The following is a 25,513-nucleotide window of genomic DNA, read 5'->3' on the forward strand; positions in this document are numbered from 1 at the left end:
ATACGAAACTCCGGCAAGAGCCCCCGCTCGGCCGGAGTTTTTCGTTGGGACGGGGGGCGGTTGAGACGCGAGACAGACCGTCCCCGCGCGTTTCGACACGCGGCAGTCCGAAAATTCACTATCTTAGTCCCCGAATCGGTCTACAGAACCAATCCTTTTCCGACCTTGAAAGCAACCTTAGACATGCTATACCGTTGGTGTACGAAAGTCACCAACCGCCTCTCCGAACGGCAGCTCATCCTGGTGCTGGCCGTGATCGTCGGGATCGCCGCCGGCGTGGCCGGACACCTCCTGCGCGGATGTATCCACCTGATCAAACAGGGCCTCACCTCGTGGGCCGACATCGAAGCCGCCAACTACCTCTACTTCCTCTACCCGATGGTCGGCATCGCCGTGACGGTGCTATTCGTCAAATACTGGGTCAAGGATGATATCTCGCACGGGGTGACCCGCATCTTCTACGCCATCTCCCGCAAGGAGTCCCGCATCAAACCCCACAACTGCTATACCTCGCTGTTGGCCAGTTCGGCTACCATCGGCTTCGGGGGATCGGTCGGGGCCGAAGCGCCGATCGTGCTGACCGGTGCCGCCATCGGTTCCACGGTGGGGCAGTTTCTGAGGCTGAACTACAAGTACATCACCCTGCTGCTGGGGTGCGGAGCGGGAGCCGCCATCGCCGCCGTCTACAAGGCCCCGATCGCCGGCTTTGTCTTTGTGATCGAGGTGCTGATGCTCGAGCTGACCTTCACCAGCGTCGTGCCACTGATTCTGGCCTCGGTGACCGCTGCCACGACCACCTACCTGCTGGTCGACATGCAGCCCTTCTTTGCCGGCGTCGATCCTACCTTCATGCTGCGCGACATCCCCTTCTATGCGCTGCTCGGCATCGCCGGCGGGTGCGTCTCCTACTTCTTCGCCACCACCTCCATGAAGCTCGAAGGGCGCGTCAAAAGCATCCGAAAACAGCGCTACCGTGTGCTGTTGGGCGGTCTGGTCTTGGGCGGTTTGATCTTCGTCTTCCCGCCTCTCTACGGCGAAGGCTACGAAATCATCACCGACCTGATGACCGGGCGCCAGGCTGCTATCTTCGACCAGTCGCTCTTCTACGAGTGGCGCGACGCGTTCGGCATGATTCTGCTCTACGTGGCCGGGATTCTGGTCTTCAAGGTGGTCGCCATGACGCTGACCAATGCGTCGGGCGGCGTGGGCGGGACTTTCGCCCCGTCGCTCTTCGTCGGAGCCATTCTGGGCTACCTCTTCGCCATCGTCTGCAACCACTTCTTCGGGACCCACCTCCCCGTGGCGAGTTTCACGCTGGTCGGCATGGCCACGGTCATGGGCGGTGTGATGAAGGCCCCGATCACCTCGATGTTCCTGGTGGCCGAACTGACGGGCGGATTCGCCCTCTTCCTACCACTGATGCTGGCATCGGCCATCTCGTTCGCCGTGAGCTACTATTTCGAACCCTATTCGATCTATACGAAACGTCTGGCCGCGCGCGGCGAACTGCTCACCCACAACAAGGACGAAAATGCGATGCAGTTCCTCAAAACCCGTTCGCTGATCGAGTACGATTTCGAAACGGTGCCGCTCAACGGCCGTCTGCGCCACGTGATTCGCGCCGTGGAGCATACCAAACGCAATGTCTTTCCCGTTGTCAATGAACGGGGTGTGCTGATGGGGGTCATCACGATGGACGACATCCGCACCGACATGTTCGACCGCGGCAAGTACGAAACCCCGTTGACCCAGTACATGTCCAAGGCGCCCGAGCGGCTCCACCCCGACGAGCCGATCCGCAGCGTGATGGAGAAATTCGAGCAGACGCGGGCCTGGAACCTGCCCGTGGTGGACGAAGAGAGCCACTACCTGGGCTTCATCTCGAAATCGAAGCTGCTGACCGCCTACCGCGAGCAGCTGACCCACATGAGCGAAGAGTAACCACCCGCCTGCGGGGGGAGAGTGTAGGTGTGTGGCGAGCGGGGAGCGATTCCGTGAGGGAAAACCGTAGTCCGGCGTAGAGCGAGGGGAATTGGGCCGGGGTGCGCTGCAATACAAACGACAAACCAAAACCAAAATACACGTAACGATTATGAAAAAACTGCTGATGATGGCCCTGGCGGCCCTGATGTTTACGGGAGTGGCCGTAGCCGAAGAAAACGCCGGAGTGAAATTCACCGAAGATACATTCGCGAATGTGCAGAAGGTGGCCAAGAAAGCCAAGAAACCGATCTTCGTGGACATCTACACCACGTGGTGCGGCCCGTGCAAATACCTGGCCAGTAAGATTTTCCCGGCTCAGATCGTAGGCGACTACATGAATGAGGCGTTCGTCTCCACGAAGTTCGATGCCGAGAAGGGCGAAGGGATCGAGCTGGCCAAGAAGTATGCCGTGAAAGGCTATCCGACGATGTTGATTCTGGATGCCGAAGGCAAGGAGTTGGGTCGTCTGGTGGGTTCGAGCCGCACGCCCGAAGAGTTCGTTCAGCGGCTGAAGGACGAAATGGCCAAGATCGAAGAAAAATAGGGCTGCCCGTCCTGCGGCAATGTCAGAGAGGTCCCGTTCGGAATAGTCGATTCCGAACGGGACCTCTCGCTTTGTTGCGGTGCGCGGTCAATGCGGCTGTCCGGTGAGTTCTGAAATAATATACCGCTTGTTGTGTATAATATCTGGCCGATATTGATTGTGTTGGATTAAAAATAGGATAATTTAAGTATGTTGATGTGTTTTGTGGTATATTTGTTGTAAATTAGCTGTGTGGTGGTCGAGTTTTGTTGAATGTGAAGATGAAGGTAGGCTTATTTCAGGTGTTTATGTGTTCGATTTAGATTTTATTGCCTGAACAATAGTGATTTACTTGTAATTAATGACAGTTGGAAAATATATCGACAGACGATATGCGTTCACGAATGTTTCACTCTTAAAACCAGGATTATGAAACGTATCATTCATCGTTTTCTTATGATTGGCTGCCTGTTGTCGTTGACCGTAGGCAGTTTGTCGGCCCGGCAGCCAGCTGACCGGGCGAAGGCCGAAGATGCCTCGTTCCGCCCGCAATACATCGTCGGGGTGCATTTCGTTCCGGAATGGCAAATCTGCCTTTCCGAGCACTTGGTGGAAGGTGCGCCTCATCCCTACGTCGGCAAATTTTCCGCAGGCGCTGGGATTTCGTTCGAAGCGCGGCTGACCCGTCGGAGCGGGATTGAGACGGGACTTCGTTACCATTATTTTAACATGGAAGGCTACGATTCTTATGAATCGGGTCGAAAAGCGTCGATACCGTTTTCGTCGTGGCGTTACCTCTCCATTCCGGTGCTCTACAAGTTCTATTCACCGATCGTCAATGTGAGTGCCGGGTTTAGCTGCGACCTCCTTGTCGATAAAGTCGGTACAACTCTTGGGGAACCTGATGATTTGAATCGATACGGCTTGATGTTTAAGGTGTCCAAGGACATTACGCTCTGCAAAGGGTTGTTTGTCGAACCTGAATTCCATTTCAATCCTGTCTGGCAGAAACGAAGTTGGTCTAGCGTTTGGGAACATGCTTGGATCGGCCTGTCCATCGGCCTGAAATACCGGTTCTAACTCCGAAAAGATGATAGAGTTTAGTATGTGGTAATTGAGACCATTTTTATATCAGGTATATATCCATCAATTTCCTTTCAAGATCATTTATTGTCTGAACAATATTGATTTGTCTGTAATTTTTGAGAGCTGGAAATATATTGACAGACGGTATGCGTTCACGAATGTTTCACTCTTAAAACCAGGATTATGAAACGTATCATTCATCGTTTTCTTATGATTGGCTGCCTGTTGTCGTTGACTGTCGGCAGTTTGTCGGCCCGGCAGTCAGCCGACCGGGCGAAGGCCGAAGATGCCTCGTTCCGCCCGCAATACATCGTCGGGGTGCATTTCGTTCCGGAATGGCAAATTTGCCTTTCCGATCACGGGATGATGGGGCTTCCTCATCCTTACGACGGCAAATTTTCCGCAGGCGCGGGGATTTCGTTCGAGGCTCGGCTGACTCGTCGGAGCGGGATCGAGACGGGACTTCGTTACCATTATTTTAACATGAAAGGTTTCGACGCTTATGAATCGGGTGAGAAGGTGTCAATGCCGTTTTCGTCTTGGCGTTATCTCTCCATTCCGGTGCTCTACAAGTTCTATTCACCGATCGTCAATGTGAGTGCCGGGTTTAGCTGTGATCTTCTTGTCGATAAAGTGGGTATAGCCCATTATGAGCATAATAACTCGAATCGGTATGGCCTGATGTTGAAGATATCCAAGGACATCACGCTTTACAAAGGGTTGTTTGTCGAGCCCGAATTTCATTTCAACCCGGTCTGGCAGGAAAAAATTAGTAGGGACAGCCATTGGCCTCATGCCTGGATCGGCCTGTCCATCGGCCTGAAATACCGGTTCTAATTTTAAAAACTTTTAACACGAACAACTATGAAACTAAAATCTGTTTGCTATAGTTTGGGAATATTGCTTCTCATTTCTTGTTCAAAAGAAACAGGTGTGAATGCGCCTCCCCCGTCGCGTCCCGCGGCCATCCGGCTTTCCGAAGCGGAGTTGGAACGATTGCCTCTGCTCTCGGACAATCATCGCCGAGCATCGGATCAGGTATTGGCCTTGGCTGAAGCCTTTATGTCGAATCAAACCGATACCAAATCGGAAGCGCGTTTGCGTATTTGCGATTCCATTCCGGTGGAATCCTCGCTGACCAAGGGAGCCGACCTGAATGCTGCTCCGATCTATGTTGTCAGCCGTGGAGACGGCAACGGATTTGTCCTCGTAGCGGGCGACAGCCGTGTCGAACCCGTATGGGGTGTCGTCGAGCGCGGCGATTATGTCGAGGGTGAGAATCCCGGGTTCGACATCGTGTTGGCCCAAATGAAAGAGGATATCGCGCAGGCCATTGCCGCGAAGGAGTCCCTGCGCGGCGATTCGACTTACAATGCTCTTTTGGACAAGCTCGCTCTGGCGAGCGCGTCGGCCTCGAAAAGCGACCGGCCCCAAAGGGCGCCTGTCGATCCTCCGCCCGTGATCGACTATCCTGAAAATTACGATCGCGTGGAAATCGTGGAGAAGAACCCCTATTATGAGATCGAGTACGAATATGGTCCGTTGCTGAAAACGAGATGGGGACAATGGAGTCCTTATAATTTTGAGCTGCGCAATACGCATCCGGGCTGTCCGGTAGGATGCGTCGCCACGGCCGTCGCCCAGATCATGGCCTATCACAAGCATCCGGATTACATGGCGGCTACCGGTCATACCTATCTTTGGGACCTGATGGCTGTCGACCGGGATGACTCCTGGCACATGGACGCGATGTACAGCGTCGGATACCTGATGGTCGATTTGGGCCTGCCGCAATACCTGGACATGCTGTATGGGCCCGGCGGCAGTGAGGCAAATGGAGCGAAAGATTTGGGACGCACTTTCAATGCGTTTGGTTATGCCTGGTCGCCGCTTTCCGATTATGACGGCAGCAAGGTCCTGAACGAGGTGAAACAAAACCGGCCCGTCTATGTTCGTGGCGATAGTGGAAGCGGGAGTAACGGCCATGCGTGGGTCGCTGACGGGGTCTTGTATCAGCATCGCTATGTTACGTATTGGATGCAGTTCTACTGGTTCGACCAGTTGGTCAGCGAAATAGAATGCGGCACGGCAAAAAGTTCGTCAGGCTCCTATGTCCATCATAATTTCGGCTGGGATGGATTGCAGGATGGCTGGTATGCCTCGCTCGAACCGTATAATTGCCTTCATGTAAAGCCGGGAGAAATGAATCCCAGCGATTACAGAAAGAACATGAAGGTCATAACCGGGATTAAACCTAAATAAATTAGTTTGGGGAACTTTATTCCGATGTTATTGGATGATTGATTCTGAGATTATCTTCTGAGTCTTGCATGTCGTCTGTCGTTTTTGTGTAAGATAACGGGATGTTTTCTCAAAAACCGGTCGGGTTGCAATTGAACCATGGAGTAGGGAGGGGCAGTGCGTCACACTTGCCGGCGGGCTCTATTTCCCGGTGAAGCCTTGCCCGGAGGCCGGGCATTTCGTACAAAATGGTTACATTTGTCCCATTGGGCACGCCGAAGTGCCCCCCCTTAGTACGAATTGATCATGACCCCTCTCTCCATCGTGTGGGATCCCAATCCCATCGCCTTCTCGATTGGCTCGCTCGAGGTAGCCTGGTACGGCATCTCGTGGGCCGCTGCACTGTTGATTGCCCTCTGGATCTATACCCGGATGGTCAAACGCGAAGGACTCGACCCGCGTATCATTGACTCCGGCTTTCTATATGGCGTTCTGGCCACCGTCATCGGTTCCCGGCTAGGACACTGTCTTTTCTATGAACCGCAGGAGTATCTGCTCGATCCCTTCATGTCCGACTTCCCGTGGATCAAACTGCTCGACATCCGCGGCGGGGGTATGGCTAGCCATGGCGCTGCCGTCGGACTACTGATCGGTCTGTGGCTCTTCGTCCGCAAATGGAAGCTTCCCTATATCTGGGTGCTCGATCGGGTGGCCGTCATGGTGCCCATCGGAGGTGCGCTGGTGCGGCTCGGAAATCTGATGAACTCCGAAATCTATGGCGATCCCACCTCGCTGCCGTGGGGCTTTATCTTTGTCCAGAACGGCGAAACGCTCCCGATGCACCCCACCCAGATTTATGAGGCTGTGGCCTATCTGGCGATCTTCCTGCTGCTGGCCCACCTCTATTGGCGGACCCAGCTGGCGCAGCAGAAACGCGGGGTGATCTTCGGTCTTTTCCTGATCCTGCTCTTTGCCGTGCGTTTCGTGATCGAGTCGATCAAACTGCCGCAGGAGGTCTGGGAACAGAACATGGCGCTGAACATGGGCCAGATCCTCAGCCTTCCGTTCATTGTGGCCGGCGTGGTGATTCTGTGGTGGGCGTGGCGTCGTCCCGCCCAGCCCTATACCAACATGCCGCTGGCCGAAAACGCTCCGAAAACCAACTCTAAAAATCGAAAATAACCCATGCGACTTCTCCTTATCAGCAACTCGACCAATGCCGGCGAGGCCTATCTCGAATACCCGAAACAGCAGATTGCCGATTTTCTCGCTGCTTCGGCGCAGCCGGTCGATACGGTGCTTTTCGTGCCCTATGCGGCCGTGACCTTCAGCTACGATGACTATCAGGCCAAGGTGGCAGCACGCTTTGCCGAATTCGGCGTCAAGGTCGATTCCGTTCACCGCTATGCCAACCCGGCCGAAGCCGTGCGTCAGGCACAGGCTATCGTCGTGGGGGGCGGCAACACCTTCCATCTGGCAAAATCGATGCAGGATGCCGGACTCTACGAACCGATCCGTGAGGCGGTTCTCGAGCGGGGCGTGCCCTATATCGGCTGGAGCGCCGGCTCGAACATGAGCTGTCCGACCATCTGCACGACCAACGATATGCCCATTGTCGAACCGCTGTCGTTCAAGGCGCTGAACCTGATCCCGTTCCAGATCAATCCCCACTATCTGGACGCTCATCCCGACGGCCATGCGGGCGAAACTCGCGAAATGCGCATCGAGGAGTATATCGCCGCCAATCAGGGCATGAATGTGGCCGGTCTGCGCGAAGGCTGCATGTTCCTGGTTGAAGACGGCAAACTGTCGCTCATCGGCAAACGGCCGATGCGGTTGTTCCGTTTCGGTCAGGCTCCACGTGAACTTACTGCTGCCGACGATCTCTCGTTCCTGCTCTAAGCCGCTCTCCCCGGGGCGGGGAGGTGGAGCTCACTTAGTTGGAAAGTGCTCGATCAGGCGGAGCATCTTAGGAAGTGCACAATTAGGATGTGATCGATTCCGCGGAGCACGATCCTCACGCCAGAGTCCGGGTCGCTTTGTCGGAGGCTCTTTCCTTTCGGGTAGCCGCCCTCAGACGAGTGTGAACAGTACTGAAAAAGGGTCGGTTCTTATCCTTTTGTTACCAGGGATGAGAACCGACCCTTGCCGTTTTGCGATTTTGGGCCTGTCGAGGGGCTTTATTTTGCCGATCGTGGCCGGGCGGTGTGCCTGTAGGGGCGCGAGCCTCAGACCGAAATAGGGGCCTTGATTCCGGGCCACGGGTCGTACCCTTCGAGGGTGAAGTCTTCGTACCGGAATCCGAAAATATCCTTTACGTCGGGATTGATCCGCATGGTGGGCAAGGGGCGGGGCGTGCGGGCCAGCTGTGTCTCGACCTGCTCCAGGTGGTTCAGGTAGATGTGGGTGTCGCCGAGCGTGTGGATGAATTCGCCGGGCTGGAGCCCCACCACCTGTGCCATCATCATGGTGAGCAGGGCGTAGGAGGCGATGTTGAAGGGTACGCCGAGGAACAGGTCGGCCGACCGCTGGTAGAGCTGGCAGCTGAGCTTGCCGTCGGCCACGTAGAACTGGAACAGGGCATGGCACGGTGGCAGAGCCATGTTCGGGATGTCGGCCACGTTCCATGCGCTGACGATGTGGCGGCGGCTGTCGGGGTTGTGCTTCAGTGAATCGACCAGCTGGCTGATCTGGTCGATGTGGCCGCCGTCGGGCGTGGGCCAGCTGCGCCACTGGTAGCCGTAGACGTGCCCCAGGTCGCCGGTCGCGGGGTCGGCCCATTCGTCCCAGATGGTCACGCCGTTGTCGTTCAGGTATTTGATGTTGGTGTCGCCGCTCAGGAACCAAAGCAGCTCGTGGATGATCGACCGCAGGTGGAGTTTCTTGGTGGTCAGGCACGGGAAGCCGGCGCTCAGATCGAATCGCATCTGGTAGCCGAAGACGCTGATGGTGCCGGTGCCGGTGCGGTCGCTGCGACGGGTGCCGTGGTCGCGGACGTGGCGAAGCAAGTCAAGGTATTGTTGCATGGTGGTACTGGTTTCGTGTTGTCGGTCGTTGGTGGGGCCGGGTGCGGTCGCTGCCCGAAGGTCTCCGGCTGTGTATGGGTCCGCGGGCTTGTGTACGGTTCGGTTTTCGTATCGCTCTTGTGTCCCGGTGTGTGCGCTTGGTGCGTTTCGGTGTGTGCGGTCCGTGCTTCGGGGGGCGGGGCGGCGGTGCCGGTTAGCGGGCTTTGGTCAGCGTGAACGAGAAGGTGGTGCCGACGTCGGGGGTGCTGCGGACGGTGATGGTCTCCTTGTGGGCCTCGAGGATGTGTTTCACGATCGATAGCCCCAGACCGGTCCCTCCGGCTGCCCGCGAACGGCTCTTGTCCACCCGGTAGAAACGTTCGAAGATGCGGGGAAGCTGTTCGGCGGTGAGGCCGATGCCGTTGTCCTGCACCTCGACCATCACCTTGTCGAACATGTCGACGTAGCTGATTCGGGTGCGTCCGCCCTCCTTGCCGTATTTGATCGAGTTGCTGAGCAGGTTGATCAGCACCTGGCCGATGCGGGCGCGGTCGGCGGTGACCATGAGCTGGGTGAGTGGCCCGGGGTTCGAGACAAGGGTAATCTGTCGGTCGGCGGCCTGTATTTCGAGCGACTGGATGATCTCGTCGACCAGCACCAGCAGGTCGAACCGTTCGCGCTGAAGTTCGAGGGTGCCGGCCTCCAGACGCGAGATGTCCTCCAGGTCGTGGACGATGTTGATCAGCCGTTCGATGTTCTTCTCGCTCTGTTCGAGGTATTTGCGGTTGATGTCCGGGTCTTCGAGCCCGCCGTCGAGCAGGGTCAGAATGTAGCCCTGGATGCTGCACAGCGGAGTCTTGAGCTCGTGCGAAACGTTGCCGACGAACTCCTTGCGGTACTGTTCGTTTTCGCGCAGGCGGGCGATTTCGAGGCTGTTGCGTTCGGCCCAGGCCTGCAGTTCGCCCTCCATCTCGGTGACGACGTCCTTGCCCCGGTACTCTTCGGCGATTTCGCCCGATTTGCTGTCGCGTGAGCGGAGGATCTGGTACATGGGTTTGATCCGGAAGATCACGTACCGGTGCATGACGGCGCTGGCGGCCAGGTAAACGACAACGGCGACGGTCGGCACGGTGACCCATCCCCAGCCGAGCAGGTGGAGTAAAAGAGCCGCCGCTCCTCCGGCGATGGCCGAGATGAGTGCGGCGGCTCGTATGGTTCTGATTTTCATCGCAGTGGATGAGGATCGTTAGCGGTTGTCGGTGCCGAGCAGACGGGCGACGTATTTGCCGATGATGTCGAATTCGATGTTGACGCGGCTCCCCGGACGAATCGTGTGGAAGTTGGTGTGTTCGTGGGTATAGGGGATGATGGCCACCTGGAAGCTGCCGGGCTGGGAGTTGACGACGGTCAGGCTGACGCCGTTGACGGCGACGGAGCCTTTCTCGACGGTGACGTAGCCGGCGCGGCGCAGGTGTTCGGGGGCTTCGTAGCTGAAGGTGTAGTACCAGCTGCCGTCGGCCAGTTCGACATTCTGGCATAGGGCGGTGGTATCGACGTGGCCCTGGACGATGTGGCCGTCGAGCAGGGCGTCCATGCGCATGCTGCGTTCGAGGTTGACCAGATCGCCTTCGTTCAGCAGCCCGAGGTTGCTCTTTTCAAGGGTCTCGCGGATGGCGGTGACGGTATAGGTGCCGGCTTCGGCGTCGATGGCCACGACGGTCAGGCAGACGCCGTTGTGGGCGATGCTCTGGTCGATGTGGAGCTCGGGCACGATGTCGGCCTTCAGGGTCAGGTGGAGGTTGTCGTTTTCTTTTTCGAGCCGGACGACGGTGCCGACGGTTTGTACAATCCCTGAGAACATGTGTGTTGTTGCGTGTTTTGGTGTTTGGTGTCGATCGGCCGGGAGTCGCGCGGCTGACCGTGGTGCGGATAACGCGCCGTGGGGTCGGGAGCGCTGCGTGTGGTGGCGGGATCGATCAGGTGAGGTGATGCGTGAACCTCCAACCGGCCGTCCAGCGGCCGGCCGAGGCGAGATTAGAGAACGCCGATGCCGTAGTAGGCGAAGCCGATGGAGCGGAGTTCGTTGCGGTCGAAGATGTTGCGGCCGTCGACGACGACGTTGCCGCGCATGGCCCGCTTGATGACTTCCCAGTTGGGCAGGCGGAACTCTTTCCATTCGGTGAGGAGTACCAGCGCGTCGGCATCGAGCACGGCGCCGTAGGAGTCGGTGGCGTAGCGGATGGTGTTGCCCAATCGGCGGCGGGCTTCGTCGGCGGCTACGGGGTCGTAGGCCACGATTTCAGCGCCGGCTTCCTGCAGTTGCTGGATGAGCACGAGCGAGGGGGCTTCGCGCATGTCGTCGGTGCCGGGTTTGAAGGCGAGTCCCCACAGCGCGATCCGTTTGCCGCGCAGTTGGTCGACGCCTCCGAAGTGTGCAGCGAGCTTCTCGAAGAGGATTCCTTTCTGGCGCTCGTTGACGCGTTCGACGGCCTCGAGTACCTCCATGCGGCAGCCGTTTTCCCGTGCGCTGCGGATCAGGGCCTTGATGTCTTTCGGGAAGCACGAGCCGCCGTAGCCACAACCGGGGTAGAGGAACTTGTTGCCGATTCGGCTGTCGGCTCCGATCCCTTTGCGGACCATGTTGACGTCGGCTCCGACGGCTTGGCAGAGGTTGGCCACGTCGTTGATGAAGCTGATGCGGGTGGCGAGCATGGCATTGGCGGCGTATTTGGTCATTTCGGCCGAGGGAATGTCCATGAACATCACGCGGAAGTTATTCAGCAACAGCGGTTTGTAGAGCTTCGTCATCAGGTCGCGGGCCCGGTCGGAGTCGGTGCCGACAACGACGCGGTCGGGACGCATGAAGTCTTCGATGGCGTTGCCTTCCTTGAGGAACTCGGGGTTCGAGGCGACGTCGAAGGGGATCTGCAGGCCGCGTTTGTCGAGCTCTTCCTGGATGACGGCACGCACTTTGGTGGCGGTGCCGACCGGGACGGTCGATTTGGTCACCACGAGCACGTAGCGTTCCATGTGCTGTCCGATGGTGCGGGCCACCTGGAGCACGTAGCGCAGGTCGGCCGATCCGTCTTCGTCAGGAGGGGTCCCGACGGCCGAAAAGACGATCTCGACTTCGGGCAGCACCTCTTCGAGCGAGGTGGTGAAGTGGAGTCGTCCGGCCTTATGGTTCTTTTCGACCAGCAGTTCGAGGTTCGGCTCGTAGATGGGGATGATCCCGTTCCGCAGGCTTTCGATTTTGGAGGTGTCGGTGTCCACGCAGGTCACTTCGACGCCGAGTTCGGCGAAACAGGTCCCGGTCACCAGACCGACGTAGCCGGTTCCTACGATGGCTATCTTCATGTGAATGCGATTATTCGGCGGTTGAACTGTCGGTGTTGTCCGAGCTGTCGGTATTATCGGAGCTGCCTACCGGGCTGTAGTGTACGGTGTACATTTTGGAGGTCGAGGTGCCTTCCGGAAGGGTAGAGGTGCGGGTCAGCGCGTAGCTGAAGCTGACGGTGCCGCTGGTGGTGATCGTCAGACGATCCGTGCCGCCCTGCTGGGCTTCTTCGATGGCTTTGTCGAGATCGATTTCGTCGAGACGGGTCACGCAACCTTCATAGTAGTTCAAGGCCTGCTGGTCGTTGTAGGTGATGTCTTCGCCTTCGATGACCACAGGACCAACGCCGGAGTTGGCTGTACGGATGAGGCTATTGTTAAGCAACAGCGTTGCCACTTCGTTGGCTACGAAATACATGTCGCGTTGTTCAGCGGGTAGGGTCTCGGCCTCTTCCAGCGAACTGACGTCGGGTAGGTTATAGAACGATGCCCCGACTTCGTACCAGCAGAAGGGACGTTCTTTTTCACATCCGGTGAAAAGGCCGCTTCCGATCACAACGGCGGCCAGGGCGGCAAAGAATTTCTTTTTCATCTTTCTCCTCTCGTTTTGTGTTTGCTCGTTTGATTGAATTGTTCGCCCATTTCACGGGCGAATCGTTGCAAATATCTGTATTTTTCAGGAATTTTCCTCCTGTTTCTTCGTGTACCAGCGGTAGAGCCGGTTGATGCCCTCTTCGATCTCCACGGTGTGGTGCCACCCCAGGGCGTGCAGACGCGACGGATCGGTCAGTTTGCGCAGGGTGCCGTCGGGCTTGGACGAGTCGTAAACGATCTCTCCCCGGAATCTCACGCTGTGGGCGATCAGTTCGACCAGCCGGGCGATGGTCAGTTCGGTACCGGTGCCGATGTTGATGTGGCAGTTGCGGATCTCGGTGCCTTTGTCGGCGGCTAGGTCGCGGAAATCGACGCGCTCCATGATGTAGACGCAGGCGTCGGCCATGTCTTCGCTCCAGAGGAATTCGCGCAGCGGACGGCCGGTCCCCCATACGGTCATGCGCCCGGGAGTGATGCCGTAACGGGCCAGTTTATCGAGGATCTGCTGTTCGGAGGCGGTGCCGTCCACCCCTTCGACGGGACGCTGGTCGAGGTCCCGGCGGATGGTGCTCCAGTCGCCCTGCTCCAGGGCGCGGGCCAGGTGCATCTTGCGCAGCAGCGCGGGTAGCACGTGGCTGGTCTCGAGGTCGAAGTTGTCCTCCGGGCCGTAAAGGTTGGTAGGCATCACGGCAATGTAGTTGGTTCCGTACTGCAGGTTGAAACTTTCGCACATCTTGAGCCCGGCGATCTTGGCGATGGCGTAGGGTTCGTTGGTGTATTCCAGCGGCGAGGTGAGCAGACACTCTTCGGGCATCGGCTGCGGCGCCTCGCGGGGGTAGATGCAGGTCGAGCCGAGGAAGAGCAGTTTTTTTACGCCGTGGCGCCACGAGGCGGCGATCACGTTGTTCTGGATCTGGAGGTTGCGCCAGATGAAGTCGGCGCGGTAGAGCGAGTTGGCCATGATGCCGCCGACGTAGGCGGCGGCCAGAATGACGTATTCGGGTTTCTCGGCCGCGAAGAAGGCTTCGACGGCCTGTTGGTCGGTCAGGTCGAGTTCGCCGTGGGTGCGTCCCACCAGGTGGGTGTAGCCCTTGCTGGCGAGGTTCCGCCAGATGGCGGAACCGACCAGTCCACGGTGGCCGGCGACGTAGATTTTCGAATCTTTTTCCATGTCGATACGGGTTGCAGGAAAGCGTGACGCGAGGCTACTCTCCGACTGTTCGGGGGGAGAGTAACCTCGCGTCGTGCGAAAGGGATTTAGAGGTTGGAGAATTTGTCGGCGATCGCTTGCGGAACGGCGGCACGGTTGACCATGATGTTCATCGTCTTGTAGCGCACGTAGGGTTCCGAGGCGTAGAAGAAGCCTTTATACTTGCCGCGTTCGCCCCACGAGTTCTTCACTTTGTAGAACTTGTTACCCCACTGGTCTTGGGCGATGCCGACAATCACCATGCCGTGGTCATCGGTGGTTTCGTAGTTGTCGAAGGCTTTTTGGCGCATCTCCTGGGTGATGGTCTTTTCGGGCATCGGGCCGGTCACTTTCTGCGACATCTTGGCCAGTTGCTCTTTGGTGAGTCCGGTCCAGTGGGCCATGTCCGAGCCGGCCACTTCGTCGAGCGATTCGGCGGGGATGATGGCGAAACCGTCGTTGTAGCGGAAACCTTTTTCACTCACGTCGGCTGACCAGTTCACGGCATAGCCGTTTTCGAGGGCATTGTCGATGATGGCCATCAGTTCGTCGATCGGCACGTTGGCCGAGGTCTCCCAGGCCCAGTTGTCGGGAATTTCGACGGCAAAGCGGCTGTAGAACGGATGGTGGGTGTAGGAGGTGAACGAAACGAAGTCGTCGGGATTCAGACCCATGGCGGCGGCGAAGGATTGCGGGGTGTACTCTTTGCCCTTATAGGTGAACTTTTCGGGGCACGGGCCCAAGTAAGCGTCCAGGATGCCGTTCAGACCGTCCTGCCATACGGGCGAGAGGGTTTTGTTTGGGGCCGATACCACGGCACGCATGTAGTTGCCCAGCACGGCGTCGAGTTCGCCGTGGCGATGGATGCTGTCGAGGCTGTAGCGCAGACCGGCGTAGACCTCCTGCGGCACGATGCCGTGGTTGCGCAGGATGGTGATGACGTCGTGGGTGTTGCCGCCGGGCGAGAAGCTGCTCGAGGCGTGGGTACGGGCGAACTTGATGGCTTTGTCGAGGTAGGTGTGGCGTACGATCCACATTTCGGAGAGGTTCACGGTATCTTTGCCCTGGCGCAGCATTTCGCTTTCCAGCAGGCCGGTGCCGGCGAAACTCCAGCAGGTGCTCGAGCTGCTCTGGTTGTCGATCGGGCTTACCGGAACGACCTTGATGTCGGTGAAGACGTAGGACGAATCGGTGGCCTCTTTCTGTTGCTTTTTGGCTTTGGGGGCTTCGGCGCCCTGTACGGCGCTCGCGCTGACGGCGAAGGTCAGGGCGGCGGTCAAAAGGAGTCGTTTCATGAAGGTTTCGGTATGTTTGTTTGTTGGATTCATCGGGTGTGGGGAGACGGTTGCAGGGGCTATTCGAAGTAGCTGTTGATGGTGAAGCCGCCGGCCTTGAGGTAGGCGTCGCGTTTGAAGAGTTTCACGTCGCTGTGGACCATCTCGGCCACCAGTGCGGGCAGGTCGTAGCGGGGTTTCCAGCCCAACACGGTGCGGGCCTTGGTCGAGTCGCCGATCAGGGCTTCGACTTCGGTGGGGCGGAAGTAGCGCGGGTCGACGCTGGCCACGCGGCTGCCGATCCGCTGCCGGATGCCGCTCAGGTATTCGGCGCCGACCGTTTCGGTGAAGCGGCTTTCGTCCACGTCGACGATCACGGCCTCTTCGTCACGCCCTTCGCCGCGGAATTCGACGCGGATGCCGAGTTCGGCGAAGGTCATCCGCAGGAAGTCGCGGATCGAGGTGGTGACGCCGGTGGCAATGACGTAGTCGTCGGGCCTCTCCTGTTGCAGGATCAGCCACATCGCTTCAACGTAGTCTTTGGCGTGGCCCCAGTCGCGGGTGGCGCTCATGTTGCCGAGGTAGGTCTGCTGCTGCATCCCCAGGGCGATGCGGGCGGCGGCACGGGTGATCTTGCGGGTGACGAAGGTCTCGCCGCGCACGGGCGATTCGTGGTTGAAGAGGATGCCGTTGCTGGCGTGCATGCCGTAGGCTTCGCGGTAGTTGACGGTGATCCAGTAGGCGTAGAGTTTGGCGCAGGCGTAGGGCGAGCGCGGGTAGAAGGGGGTCTTCTCCGACTGGGGTACCTGCTGGACGAGGCCGAAGAGCTCGGAGGTCGAGGCCTGGTAGATGCGGGTCTTGTCGGTCAGCCCCAGCAGCCGGACGGCTTCGAGCAGCCGTAGGGTTCCGATTCCGTCGGCATTGGCGGCGTATTCGGGGGTGTCGAACGACACTTTCACGTGGCTCATGGCGGCGAGGTTGTAGATTTCGTCGGGCTGTACCTCCTGGATGATCTTCGTGAGGTTCAGCGAGTCGGTCATGTCGCCGTAGTGGAGGATGAAGCGTTGTTCGTCGACGTGCGGGTCCTGGTAGAGGTGATCGATGCGTTCGGTGTTGAACGACGAGGCGCGGCGTTTGATGCCGTGCACGATGTAGCCTTTCTTGAGCAGAAATTCGGCCAGGTAGGCTCCGTCCTGACCGGTGATGCCGGTGATTAGCGCAACTTTTGCCATAGGGTTGTCGGGATGTGTGAGGTGGGTCGGCCGGAGCCGGAGTGGGGGGCAGCTCGCGTAAACGCGCCGTGTGCGGGGGCGTGTGGGCGGGGCGGTGTTATTTCGAGGCTTTGAGGCCTTCGATCACGGCATGGGTGAATCCGTTGGCTTCCATGGCGTTCAGACCGCGGATGGTGATGCCGCCGGGGGTGGTCACTTTGTCGATTTCGATTTCGGGATGGTTGCCGGTGCGGAGCAGAATCTCGGCGGCTCCTTTGAGGGTCTGGGCCAGGATGGTCTGGGCCATGCGGGGCGGAATACCGAGTTCGATGCCTCCCTCCATGGCGGCGCGGACGTAACGCAGGGCGTAGGCGATGCCGCACGAGGCGAGGGCCATGCCGCCGTCGAACTGTTTTTCGGGGATCTCCATCACCATGCCGAGCGATTCGAACAACGAGGTCATGGACTGGATCTGTTCGGGAGTGGCGTTGCGTGAGGTGATAAAGGTCATGCCGGCGCTGACGGTCACGGCGGTATTGGGCATGATGCGGAACAGGTAGCGGTCGTTGCCGAGCCAGGTGCCGAGTTCGTTGAGGGTGATGCCGGCGGCCACCGATCCGATCAGCGTGTGTTGCGGGATGGCCGAGGCGATCTGGCGGGCGACTCCTTCGGTGAGCCACGGTTTCACGGCCAGGATCACCACGTCGGCGTTCTGAACGGCCGACCTGGCGTCGGTGGTGGCTTGGGCGCCGAGGCTGCGCATGGCGTTCAGGGTCGTATCGTGTACGGCTACGGCGGTGATGTCGCCGGCGGCGACGGGGCCGTTGGCGATCAGACCGCGGATGATGGCGCCTCCCATGTTTCCGGCGCCGATGACGGTCACTTTCATAGCGATTCGATTTTCAATTACCTTACAAAGATACTCTTTTGCGGTTGATTACGATACGCTTTGCGCACGATCGTGCGACGGAAAAGAAAAGCCCCCTTCGACGCGGCTCCGGAGACGGGATGGGTTGGTCGAAGAGGGACGAAAATGGATAAAAATGGAGCGTTTTTTCGCTCGGGCAGGTCGGACGGCGTGGGATTGTGCGGTGCTCGGTGATGTGTCGTTCGGTGAGGCTGAGCGGATGGACGAAAATCGTTGTCGGGTGTTCCGGGCGTGCCGCATGTGGTCGATTGGGGGACGGGGAGTGACGTTTGTCGTGGGGCAAAGTCACCACCCTTTGTGTCCTGTCAAGGCTGGTTATCGGGTCGGCAGGCCGAGTTGTGCCACCCAACGGGCGATCTGTTCGGTCGAGACGCCGTTCAGCAGCCGGCCGCCACTCCAGTCGGCCGTGGGATAGGCGGCTTGAAGGTGTTTCATGCAGTTGTCGATCGAACTGCCGCCGCTGGTGGCGAAGGGGATGATGTGTTTGCCGCTGATGTCGCTGCTCTCCAGAAAGGTGTTGATGATGGTCGGGGCAACGTACCACCAGACGGGGAAGCCGATAAAGAGGGTCCCGTAAGGACGCAGGTCGGGCAGTGGTCCGGCGATGGCGGGACGGGACGCGGGGTCGCGCATCTCGACCGAACTGCGGCTCGAACGGTCGTGCCAGTTCAGGTCGGCGGCCGTGTAGGGCTCTTGCGGCTTGATTTCGTAGAGGTCTCCGCCGGTGGCCCGGGCGATTTTTTCGGCGGCGGCACGGGTGTTCCCGCTGCACGAAAAGTAGGCGATCAGTATCTTGTTGTTCATGGTGTTCGTAGATTTTGAACGGGGCGTTTCGGCTCTTTGTCGAGTGGGGGAGCGCCTGTCTGTGATTCGTTCGTTTGTTTCCGGTGGCGGCTATTTGACGGCCTCGGCATACTCGTCGTCGCTCACGGCTTCGAGCCAGGTGTTGCGGTTGGTGTCGGGGTTGCACTCGATGGCCAGGTGCGAAAACCAGCTGTCGGGTGCGGCTCCGTGCCAGTGTTCCACGTCGGGGGCGATCTCGACAATGTCGCCCGGAACCAGACGGCGGGCGGCTTTGCCGCGTTCCTGGTAGTAGCCGACGCCGCCCACGGCGATCAGGATCTGGCCGCCGGTGTGGCTGTGCCAGTTGTTGCGGCAGCCGGGTTCGAAGGTGACGTTGAAGGTGGGGACCTTCAGCCGCGGATCGGTGGCCAGCGGTGCAAGCCACGACCGGCCGCTGAAATACTGTGCGTAGGCGGTGTTTTCTTCGCCTACGGGGAAGGGACTGATGGTGGGAATTTCGGTTTTCATCTCTTGTGCGAATAGCGGGTTGGCGAGGCCCAGTGCGAGGGCCAGCGTGAGGAAAATATGTTTGAAGTTCTTCATGGCGTATCGGTCCGGGTGTAGCCCGAGTGGCGGTATTGCCGGTCGGCTCCGTGACTGATACAAAGGTAGAGGCTCCGGGGCGGTGCGGGGCTATCCCGATTACGGTTGTTTGTATATGGATTACGGATTTTGTCCCGTCGAGGGGAGGTGTGCGGGTGGTCGGGAAACTTTGTCGGATGGATGTTGAGGGAGGGCGGGTAAAAACGAAACGTACCGTTCCCTGCTGAATCGGAGAACGGTACGCTGCATCTTGTGAGTGTCCTTTGCGGGGGGGACGGAATGACAGGAAACATACTTTGTCTTCCGTCGGACTGTCCCGCTTTGAAACCTGTCTGTTCCAATCGTTTCGGACAGCCTGGGGGCCTACTGTTGGCCGACCATGGTTTCGAGGGCTTTACGGTTGCGCAGTACGATCTGCGTTTCGCTCAGCTCGATGTATCCTCGTTTGGCCAGCTCGGTGAGGGTCTGTTCCAGCGCGTTGCGGGTGATGTTCAGTTCGTCGGTCATCTTGTCGACCTGCATCGGAACGGTGTCGCCGTCGGTGGCCAGCGACAGCAGCAGGGCAGCTACCTTCTCGGTCAGCATCAGCACCGACAGCGTGTAGATCTTACGCGAGAAGTAGTTGGCGCGGTTCGAGATGATGTCGATGAAGTTCGAGAGGACGATGGTGTTGTCCTGCATGATTTCGAAGAGTCCGCCGCGGTGGAGTGTCATGATTTCGGTGTCGTCTTCGTTGGCGATCACGTCGATGGGCAGACGGTTGTAGCCGCCGAAGAGGAAGGCGGGGGCGATCAGCTGCGGAGCCGAGATGTTGTCGATGATGCGGCGGCGTCCGGCGGCGTCGACCACTTCGCCGCGTGCGGAACCTTTCAGGATAATCATCAGTCCGGAGTAGGCCATGTCACGTTTGGCGATGCAATCGTCGTGGTTGAATACGGCGGTGGTGTAGGATACGCGTTCGAGCAGGGAGTTTATGGTCTGCTGGTCCAGTCCGCGGAACAGCGGTGATTCGGTCAGTATGGGAAACATAGCGTTGTGAGTTTTAATACCACTAAGTTAACGGTTTTTTATGGAAAACGCCAAAGAAAACGGGATATTCCTTGTTTTTAGCAAAGAACACCCCGCTGTGAAATGGCTGTAAGTCGTTAGTCTATTGCGGGCTACCGTTGAAGGGGCCGATTACGGCCACGTTCGGGACTGTAACGACGAATTGCATGGCGGGGACGTGCCGTTTCCGATGACGGTCATGGCGGGGACGTGCCGTTTCCGATGACGGTCATAGCGGGGGGCGTGCTGTTTCTGGTGACGGTCATGTCGGGGGGGCAGGTTGCGACGCTGCCTTGGAATACTCTTGGAACGATGTATAAAGAGCCTTGTTTTTCAGTGGCTTACAAAATACGCAAGGCGGGATATTCCTCTGATTGTGTTGTATTCCTTTTCCGGGGAAGCGTATTTCTCTCTTTTGTGACCGGAAATTAGCGCGGGAAGATGTCGGACAGCAGGTCGGTGTGGGCCCACAGATAATAGCATAGGTAGCCGATGGCGGCTACGACGATCACTACGGCGAGGATTGATACGGTGTAGTTGTGGGGATTCTTTTGTTTCGGACGGGGCCGGTGCTGGGCGGACATGGGGGCTGCCGACCGTCGTGCCGAGGGTACGACGAGCGGTTCGGCGGGCAGGGGGTTGAGCATGGCCAACAGGTCGGGGTCGGCAAAGAAGTCGAATCCGGTTTCGGGGTCGGCCTGCAGGGTGCCGATCCCTTCCAGCACGAGCGATCCTTCGGGGAGTCCGCTCTGCATGGCCAGCAGACCGGCTGTCTGCTGCCACTCGCGGCAGAGGCCTTCGGCTGTGGCGGGGTCGAGCGAGAGCTCGGCGGCAACGATGCTGCTCAGGGGCAGGTCGCCGGCTTCGGTGGCGACCAGTTCGGGCATGCGTCGCGGGGGATCGAGCCGCTGGCCGGGCTGGAAGCGGGCGCTGCTGCGCACGGTGTGCAGGGTACCGATCCCTTCGATGGCGACGGGGCGGTACTGCAGCAGGGTGCGGCGAAGGAGTGCGGATACGACGTGCATGGATCAGCGCAGTTTCTGGATGGTCTGTTCGATGACGGTCGGGAAGTGGCGGTGCTCCAGTACGTGGATCTTGGCGGCCAGGGTGTCGGGCGTGTCGTCCGGGGTGACGGGTACGGTGGCCTGGAACAGGGTGTCGCCGCTGTCGTACTGTTCGTTGACCAGGTGGATGGTGATGCCCGACTCGGTCTCGCCGGCCGCGATTACGGCCTGGTGGACGTGTTCGCCGTACATGCCTTTGCCGCCGAACTTGGGCAGCAGGGCGGGATGGATGTTGACGATCCGTCCGGCGTAGGCTCCGGTGAGGTAGTCCGGCACTAGCCACAGGAAACCGGCCAGCACGATGAACCCGATCTGGTGTTCGCGCAGCAGGGCGGCCACGCGTCCCTGGGGATCGCGGAACTCCTCGCGCGAGAAGACGGCGGTGGGGACGCCGAACCGTTCGGCGCGTTTGAGGGCGTAGGCATCGGCGCGGTTCGAGAGCAGCAGGGCTACGCGTGCGCACGACGACGCTGCAAAGTGGTTCATGATGGCTTCGGCGTTGGTGCCCGATCCCGAGGCGAATATTGCTATGTTGGTCATAATGAGTTCTTTATGTTGAAAACGGCAAATAAAAGTACAAAAAAAACCGGGGTTATAGCCGATTTTGAGAAAAAAACTATACTTTTGCCCTGAATTGGATAATTGTGTTGATCCATTCCAACGAACACGATAACAATTGTTAAACACTCTAAATTTAGAACGTTATGTCAGACATCTCTTCAAAAGTAGTCGAAATCATCGTTGACAAACTCGGTGTAGACGCTTCGGAAGCAGTACCCACCGCCAGCTTCACCAATGACCTCGGCGCAGACTCGCTGGACACCGTTGAACTGATCATGGAATTCGAAAAAGAATTCGAAATCTCGATCCCGGACGAAGACGCTGAAAAAATCGCTACCGTAGGCGACGCTATCACCTACATCGAAAGCAAAAAGAACTAAGCGGCCGATACGATCGTACTTAGCATAAGACTGTTTCGGACACATTAGAAATATTGCGTTCGGAACAGTTTCTGTTATAACGGGGTTACGGAAACAGAAACCCGTTTGCCGACCAGCCGGCGCGGGCAACCCCTCCCGCCCACCGCCGGATCACTGCGTCCGGCCGCATTCCACCAATCATAAATCCTTATGAAATTGAGAAAAGTAGTAGTAACGGGTCTCGGAACCATCAATCCCATCGGGAATAACATAGCTGAATACTTCGAAAACCTCGAAAAAGGTGTCAGCGGCGCTGCCCCCATCACCCACTTCGACGCTTCGAAATTCAAAACCCAGTTTGCCTGCGAAGTCAAAGGCTTCGATCCGAACCAGCACTTCGACCGCAAGGAAGCCCGCAAATACGACCGATACACCCAGTTTGCACTCGTAGCTGCCAAAGAAGCCGTGCAGGACGCCGGCCTCGTTGACGCCGAAGGCAAAGTCATCGAAAGCATCGACCAAAACCAGGTAGGTGTCGTTTGGGCATCCGGTATCGGCGGTATCGAAACCTTCTTCAACGAAGTCAGCAACTACGTCAAAGGCGACGGGACTCCCAAATACAACCCCTTCTTCATCCCCAAAATGATCGCCGACATGGCGGCAGGCCAAATCTCCATGAAATACGGATTCCGTGGTCCCAACTACTGTACCGTATCGGCCTGCTCCTCGTCCAACCACGCGTTTATCGACGCCCTGAACCTGATCCGTCTGGGCAAAGCCGACATCATCGTTTCCGGTGGCTCCGAAGCAGCCATCAACCCCGCAGGTGTCGGCGGTTTCAACGCCATGCAGGCCCTCTCGACCCGCAACGACGATCCCGCAACCGCATCGCGTCCCTATGACGTCGGCCGCGACGGCTTCGTGATCGGCGAAGGTGCCGGTGCGCTCGTGCTCGAAGAGTACGAACACGCCAAAGCACGTGGTGCCAAGATCTACGCCGAAGTGGTCGGCGGCGGCATGAGTGCCGACGCATATCACCTCACCGCTCCCGATCCCAACGGAGCCGGTGCTGCACGGGCCATGAACGAAGCACTCAAGGACGCAGGAATCCGTCCCGAAGATGTCGACTACATCAATACCCACGGGACCTCGACCCCGGCCGGCGACCTGCCCGAGCTTACCGGGATCCAGAGCGTTTTCGGCGACCACATCTATAACGTCAACATCAGTTCGACCAAATCGATGACCGGCCACCTGCTCGGCGGTGCCGCTGCTGTTGAAGCCCTCGCCTGCATCATGGCCATCGACAAGGGAATCGTGCCCCCCACCATCAACGTGACCGAGCGTGACCCGCACATCGACGAACGTATCAACCTGACCCTGGGAACCGCTCAGAAACGCGACATCAACTGCGCACTGAGCAACACCTTCGGATTCGGCGGACACAACTCCACCGTGATCTTCAAGAAAGTACAGTAATCCCAGGCCCATCGGGCGATCAGTTTACCGGGCCGTTCCACATTGCGTGAGACGGCCCTTTTTCGTTGGAGACGCTCCGTCCTCCCGCGGCCCCGAATGGCATTCGGAGACAAAACCTTTCCATACTCAAACCTCTATGAACCTGCGTCAACTGTTTCGTCGCCGCCCCTCGGGGGCTGACAGACCCTACTACGATCTGCTCAAGCGCATCTTCGGAATCGTGCCCGACAACGTCGAGTTGTACAAACTGGCGCTGGTGCACCGTTCGGCCTCCGTGGCGATCGACGTAGGGCGAGTAGTCAACAACGAGCGGCTCGAATTTCTGGGGGATGCCGTGATCGAAACCGTGGTCTCCGAACTCCTCTTTATCGAGTACCCCGAGGCCAACGAAGGCTTTCTCAGCCGGATGCGCTCACGGATGGTGAGCCGCGAGACATTGAACCGCGTTGCACTCGACATGGGGATCGACGCCGTGATCGTGGCCCATCCCTCCAGCCTGGTGGCCAGCCGAAACAACATCTACGGCGACGCTTTCGAGGCGCTGGTCGGTGCGCTCTATCTCGATCAGGGGTACGAAACCGCCAACCGGGTGTTGATCGAGCGAGTGTTCCCCGAGTACGTCGATCTCGAGGCGCTGGAGCAGACCGAAAAGGACTTCAAAAGCCGCGTGATTGAGTGGGGACAGAAACACCACCGTGCCGTCGAGTTTCACAGCCGTGAGTGTACCGACGCGCTGGAGCTGACCCCCCATTTCGAGTGCGAACTGACGATCAGCGGCACCCGTTACGGTTACGGTGAGGCGCGTTCGAAAAAGGAGGCCGAGCAGCTTGCAGCCCGCGAAGCTTACGAACAGTTGAACATACAGTAAATCATACGCGCGGGCGCGAGTGCGCACGGCGGAAGAAAATACGGATTGCGTCGGATGGCTGTTGCTGTCCGGCGCGATTTGTCTTTGTACGGGAGGTGTCGGTATTCCGGCGGTAGGAGTCGCGTTTCGGCGGGGCGATGGGCGGCGGTGGCGGGTCGTGCCGAAACGGTTGTCTGGATGCGGGTGAACGGAGCCCAGTGGGTTAGAACATCAGGCGGACATAGACCGGCAGGTGGTCGCTGATCGTGCGGTCCGGGTAGCCGCGGAATCGCCCTTCGCGGGTCAGCATCCAGTCGCGGACGAAAACCCGTGCCGCCCCGATTGGCGTACACGCTGCGTTGACCAGAATGTGGTCATACATCTGCCACGTGTCGCGCCAGGCGTAGGAGCCCTGTCCCTGTCGGAAGGGGGCGGCCGTGAGGCATTGCAGGGACGCGAGGTGACGGCGGATCAGCCGCGAATCGGGGTTGGCGTTCAGGTCGCCCAGTACGACCACCTGTTTCCCGGGCTCTTCGGCGGCGACCCGTGCCCCGACCTGGGCTGCGATCAGCTCACGCATCCGGTTGGCCTCGCTGTATCCGCCTCGTCGCGACGGCAGGTGGAGTACGTAAAAGACCAGCCGATGCTCTGTGCCGCGGACGATGAACTCGGCCCGGAGTACGTCGCGGGTGGCGTAGCCGTCCGGTGCGGGGAGCGGTTCCGACTCGACCGGTTGCAGCCGGTCGCTGCGGTAGAGCAGCGCGACGTCGATGCCGCGGCTGTCGGGTGAATCGTAGTGGACGGAACGCAGGGGAAGGGTGTCGAGCGGCAGGGTAAGGGCTAGGGATTGCAGTACGTCGTCGTTCTCCACCTCGCAGAGAGCCAGTAGGTCGGGCGAAAGTTCGCCGATCACACGGGCCAGCGCTTTCGTTTTTGCCCGGTACGTCGTGGAATCGAACACCATGTCCCGGATGCCGGGATCGTTAATGGTGTCGAACAGGTTGCAGACGTTGTAGCTTGCCACGGTCAGCGATCGGGGGCCTTGGGCAGCGGAGGGTGCGGCGATGCCGATCAGAAAAACGACGACAAACAGCAGTGTACGAGCGTACTGCAAAACCGTGCGGAGTTTGTCGGCGGCAGGTGTGAGGCGGCAGAGGAGTGTGAAAGATTTGGAAGGTGCAAAGGATGTGACGGGGGAGGGGAGGACGTGGAATGTGAAGGGGGCGATCGAACCATTCGGCTGTGTATGCGTAAGGCGTAGAACAGCGGGCGTTGATTGTGTCCGTTCGGGATGCCGGCCGGATGGGAGACCGGTGCGAAGGTGGTTCGAGAGGGGTGTTTCCACGGTCATGTGTCGGAGCCGTTTGAGTTGTACCGCCGGGGGTGCCGGAGAAACCGTT

24 protein-coding genes and 1 pseudogene are annotated in these 25,513 nt (G+C 58.7%); 10 read left to right on the plus strand and 15 right to left on the minus strand.

What is annotated here, in order from left to right; translation table 11 throughout:
- Positions 1 to 165: 165 nt before the first annotated feature.
- From BQ5379_RS07280 to pepE, 7 genes are all read left to right on the plus strand, one after another.
- Positions 166 to 1,941, plus strand: coding sequence for a chloride channel protein (locus BQ5379_RS07280; protein WP_235846043.1), 1,776 nt, complete (start codon positions 166 to 168; stop codon positions 1,939 to 1,941).
- 151 nt (positions 1,942 to 2,092) lie between these two features.
- Complete coding sequence (locus tag BQ5379_RS07285) at positions 2,093 to 2,527, plus strand: thioredoxin family protein (RefSeq protein WP_071135587.1); 435 nt, start codon at positions 2,093 to 2,095, stop codon at positions 2,525 to 2,527.
- A gap of 408 nt (positions 2,528 to 2,935) precedes the next feature.
- A complete protein-coding gene (locus BQ5379_RS07290) occupies positions 2,936 to 3,586 on the plus strand; it encodes a hypothetical protein (protein ID WP_143039413.1) in 651 nt (216 codons plus the stop codon).
- A 189-nt stretch (positions 3,587 to 3,775) separates the two neighbouring features.
- A complete protein-coding gene (locus tag BQ5379_RS07295) occupies positions 3,776 to 4,429 on the plus strand; it encodes a PorT family protein (RefSeq protein WP_143039414.1) in 654 nt (217 codons plus the stop codon).
- 27 nt (positions 4,430 to 4,456) lie between these two features.
- Positions 4,457 to 5,854 carry a C10 family peptidase gene (locus tag BQ5379_RS07300; RefSeq protein ID WP_083377648.1) on the plus strand — a complete coding sequence of 466 codons (1,398 nt, stop codon included), beginning with the start codon at positions 4,457 to 4,459 and terminating at the stop codon, positions 5,852 to 5,854.
- A gap of 285 nt (positions 5,855 to 6,139) precedes the next feature.
- A complete protein-coding gene (gene lgt, locus BQ5379_RS07305; protein ID WP_143039415.1) occupies positions 6,140 to 7,015 on the plus strand; it encodes a prolipoprotein diacylglyceryl transferase in 876 nt (291 codons plus the stop codon).
- 3 nt (positions 7,016 to 7,018) lie between these two features.
- A complete protein-coding gene (pepE, locus tag BQ5379_RS07310; RefSeq protein ID WP_071134826.1) occupies positions 7,019 to 7,735 on the plus strand; it encodes a dipeptidase PepE in 717 nt (238 codons plus the stop codon).
- A 326-nt stretch (positions 7,736 to 8,061) separates the two neighbouring features.
- Here pepE and BQ5379_RS07315 read toward each other — a convergent pair whose 3' ends face one another.
- From BQ5379_RS07315 to purN, 14 genes and pseudogenes are all read right to left on the minus strand, one after another.
- Positions 8,062 to 8,859 carry a thymidylate synthase gene (locus BQ5379_RS07315; protein ID WP_071134827.1) on the minus strand — a complete coding sequence of 266 codons (798 nt, stop codon included), beginning with the start codon at positions 8,857 to 8,859 and terminating at the stop codon, positions 8,062 to 8,064.
- Between the two features lie 193 nt (positions 8,860 to 9,052).
- Positions 9,053 to 10,066 carry a sensor histidine kinase gene (locus BQ5379_RS07320; RefSeq protein WP_071134828.1) on the minus strand — a complete coding sequence of 338 codons (1,014 nt, stop codon included), beginning with the start codon at positions 10,064 to 10,066 and terminating at the stop codon, positions 9,053 to 9,055.
- 18 nt (positions 10,067 to 10,084) lie between these two features.
- On the minus strand, positions 10,085 to 10,699 hold the full coding sequence (locus BQ5379_RS07325) for a riboflavin synthase (RefSeq protein WP_071134829.1): 615 nt from the start codon (positions 10,697 to 10,699) through the stop codon (positions 10,085 to 10,087).
- Positions 10,700 to 10,872: 173 nt separating this feature from the next.
- A complete protein-coding gene (locus BQ5379_RS07330) occupies positions 10,873 to 12,195 on the minus strand; it encodes a UDP-glucose dehydrogenase family protein (protein ID WP_071134830.1) in 1,323 nt (440 codons plus the stop codon).
- Between the two features lie 10 nt (positions 12,196 to 12,205).
- Positions 12,206 to 12,766 carry a hypothetical protein gene (locus BQ5379_RS07335; protein WP_071134831.1) on the minus strand — a complete coding sequence of 187 codons (561 nt, stop codon included), beginning with the start codon at positions 12,764 to 12,766 and terminating at the stop codon, positions 12,206 to 12,208.
- Positions 12,767 to 12,850: 84 nt separating this feature from the next.
- Complete coding sequence (locus tag BQ5379_RS07340) at positions 12,851 to 13,939, minus strand: GDP-L-fucose synthase family protein (RefSeq protein WP_071134832.1); 1,089 nt, start codon at positions 13,937 to 13,939, stop codon at positions 12,851 to 12,853.
- Between the two features lie 86 nt (positions 13,940 to 14,025).
- Positions 14,026 to 15,285, minus strand: a complete 1,260-nt coding sequence (locus BQ5379_RS07345; RefSeq protein ID WP_143039416.1) for a C1 family peptidase — start codon at positions 15,283 to 15,285, stop codon at positions 14,026 to 14,028.
- A gap of 26 nt (positions 15,286 to 15,311) precedes the next feature.
- Positions 15,312 to 16,463 (minus strand): GDP-mannose 4,6-dehydratase, encoded by a 1,152-nt coding sequence (gene gmd, locus BQ5379_RS07350; RefSeq protein WP_071134834.1) that lies wholly within the window; start codon positions 16,461 to 16,463, stop codon positions 15,312 to 15,314.
- A 97-nt stretch (positions 16,464 to 16,560) separates the two neighbouring features.
- Positions 16,561 to 17,331, minus strand: a complete 771-nt coding sequence (proC, locus tag BQ5379_RS07355) for a pyrroline-5-carboxylate reductase (RefSeq protein ID WP_071134835.1) — start codon at positions 17,329 to 17,331, stop codon at positions 16,561 to 16,563.
- A 354-nt stretch (positions 17,332 to 17,685) separates the two neighbouring features.
- The gene (locus BQ5379_RS07360; RefSeq protein ID WP_071134836.1) at positions 17,686 to 18,174 is read right to left on the minus strand and encodes a flavodoxin; all 489 of its coding nucleotides are present in this window, start codon (positions 18,172 to 18,174) and stop codon (positions 17,686 to 17,688) included.
- Between the two features lie 93 nt (positions 18,175 to 18,267).
- Positions 18,268 to 18,756: pseudogene (locus BQ5379_RS07365) on the minus strand (cupin domain-containing protein); the annotation flags it as partial.
- 363 nt (positions 18,757 to 19,119) lie between these two features.
- A complete protein-coding gene (locus BQ5379_RS07370) occupies positions 19,120 to 19,785 on the minus strand; it encodes a Crp/Fnr family transcriptional regulator (RefSeq protein ID WP_071134838.1) in 666 nt (221 codons plus the stop codon).
- A 446-nt stretch (positions 19,786 to 20,231) separates the two neighbouring features.
- Positions 20,232 to 20,828: a hypothetical protein gene (locus BQ5379_RS07375; RefSeq protein WP_071134839.1), complete on the minus strand. Its 597-nt coding sequence runs from the start codon at positions 20,826 to 20,828 to the stop codon at positions 20,232 to 20,234.
- Between the two features lie 3 nt (positions 20,829 to 20,831).
- On the minus strand, positions 20,832 to 21,407 hold the full coding sequence (gene purN, locus BQ5379_RS07380) for a phosphoribosylglycinamide formyltransferase (RefSeq protein WP_071134840.1): 576 nt from the start codon (positions 21,405 to 21,407) through the stop codon (positions 20,832 to 20,834).
- Positions 21,408 to 21,571: 164 nt separating this feature from the next.
- Here purN and BQ5379_RS07385 point away from each other — a divergent pair, with 164 nt between their 5' ends.
- The 3 genes from BQ5379_RS07385 (at position 21,572) to rnc (ending at position 24,134) form a co-directional block, all read left to right on the plus strand.
- Positions 21,572 to 21,808, plus strand: a complete 237-nt coding sequence (locus BQ5379_RS07385; protein WP_071134841.1) for an acyl carrier protein — start codon at positions 21,572 to 21,574, stop codon at positions 21,806 to 21,808.
- Between the two features lie 189 nt (positions 21,809 to 21,997).
- On the plus strand, positions 21,998 to 23,266 hold the full coding sequence (gene fabF, locus BQ5379_RS07390) for a beta-ketoacyl-ACP synthase II (RefSeq protein WP_071134842.1): 1,269 nt from the start codon (positions 21,998 to 22,000) through the stop codon (positions 23,264 to 23,266).
- A 136-nt stretch (positions 23,267 to 23,402) separates the two neighbouring features.
- On the plus strand, positions 23,403 to 24,134 hold the full coding sequence (gene rnc, locus BQ5379_RS07395; protein WP_071134843.1) for a ribonuclease III: 732 nt from the start codon (positions 23,403 to 23,405) through the stop codon (positions 24,132 to 24,134).
- Positions 24,135 to 24,336: 202 nt separating this feature from the next.
- On the opposite strand, the gene BQ5379_RS07400 is transcribed toward rnc, so the two are convergent.
- Positions 24,337 to 25,227 carry an endonuclease/exonuclease/phosphatase family protein gene (locus tag BQ5379_RS07400; protein ID WP_071134844.1) on the minus strand — a complete coding sequence of 297 codons (891 nt, stop codon included), beginning with the start codon at positions 25,225 to 25,227 and terminating at the stop codon, positions 24,337 to 24,339.
- Positions 25,228 to 25,513 lie beyond the last annotated feature (286 nt).

Source organism: Millionella massiliensis, assembly GCF_900104655.1.
Classification (GTDB): Bacteria; Bacteroidota; Bacteroidia; order Bacteroidales; family Rikenellaceae; genus Rikenella; species Rikenella massiliensis.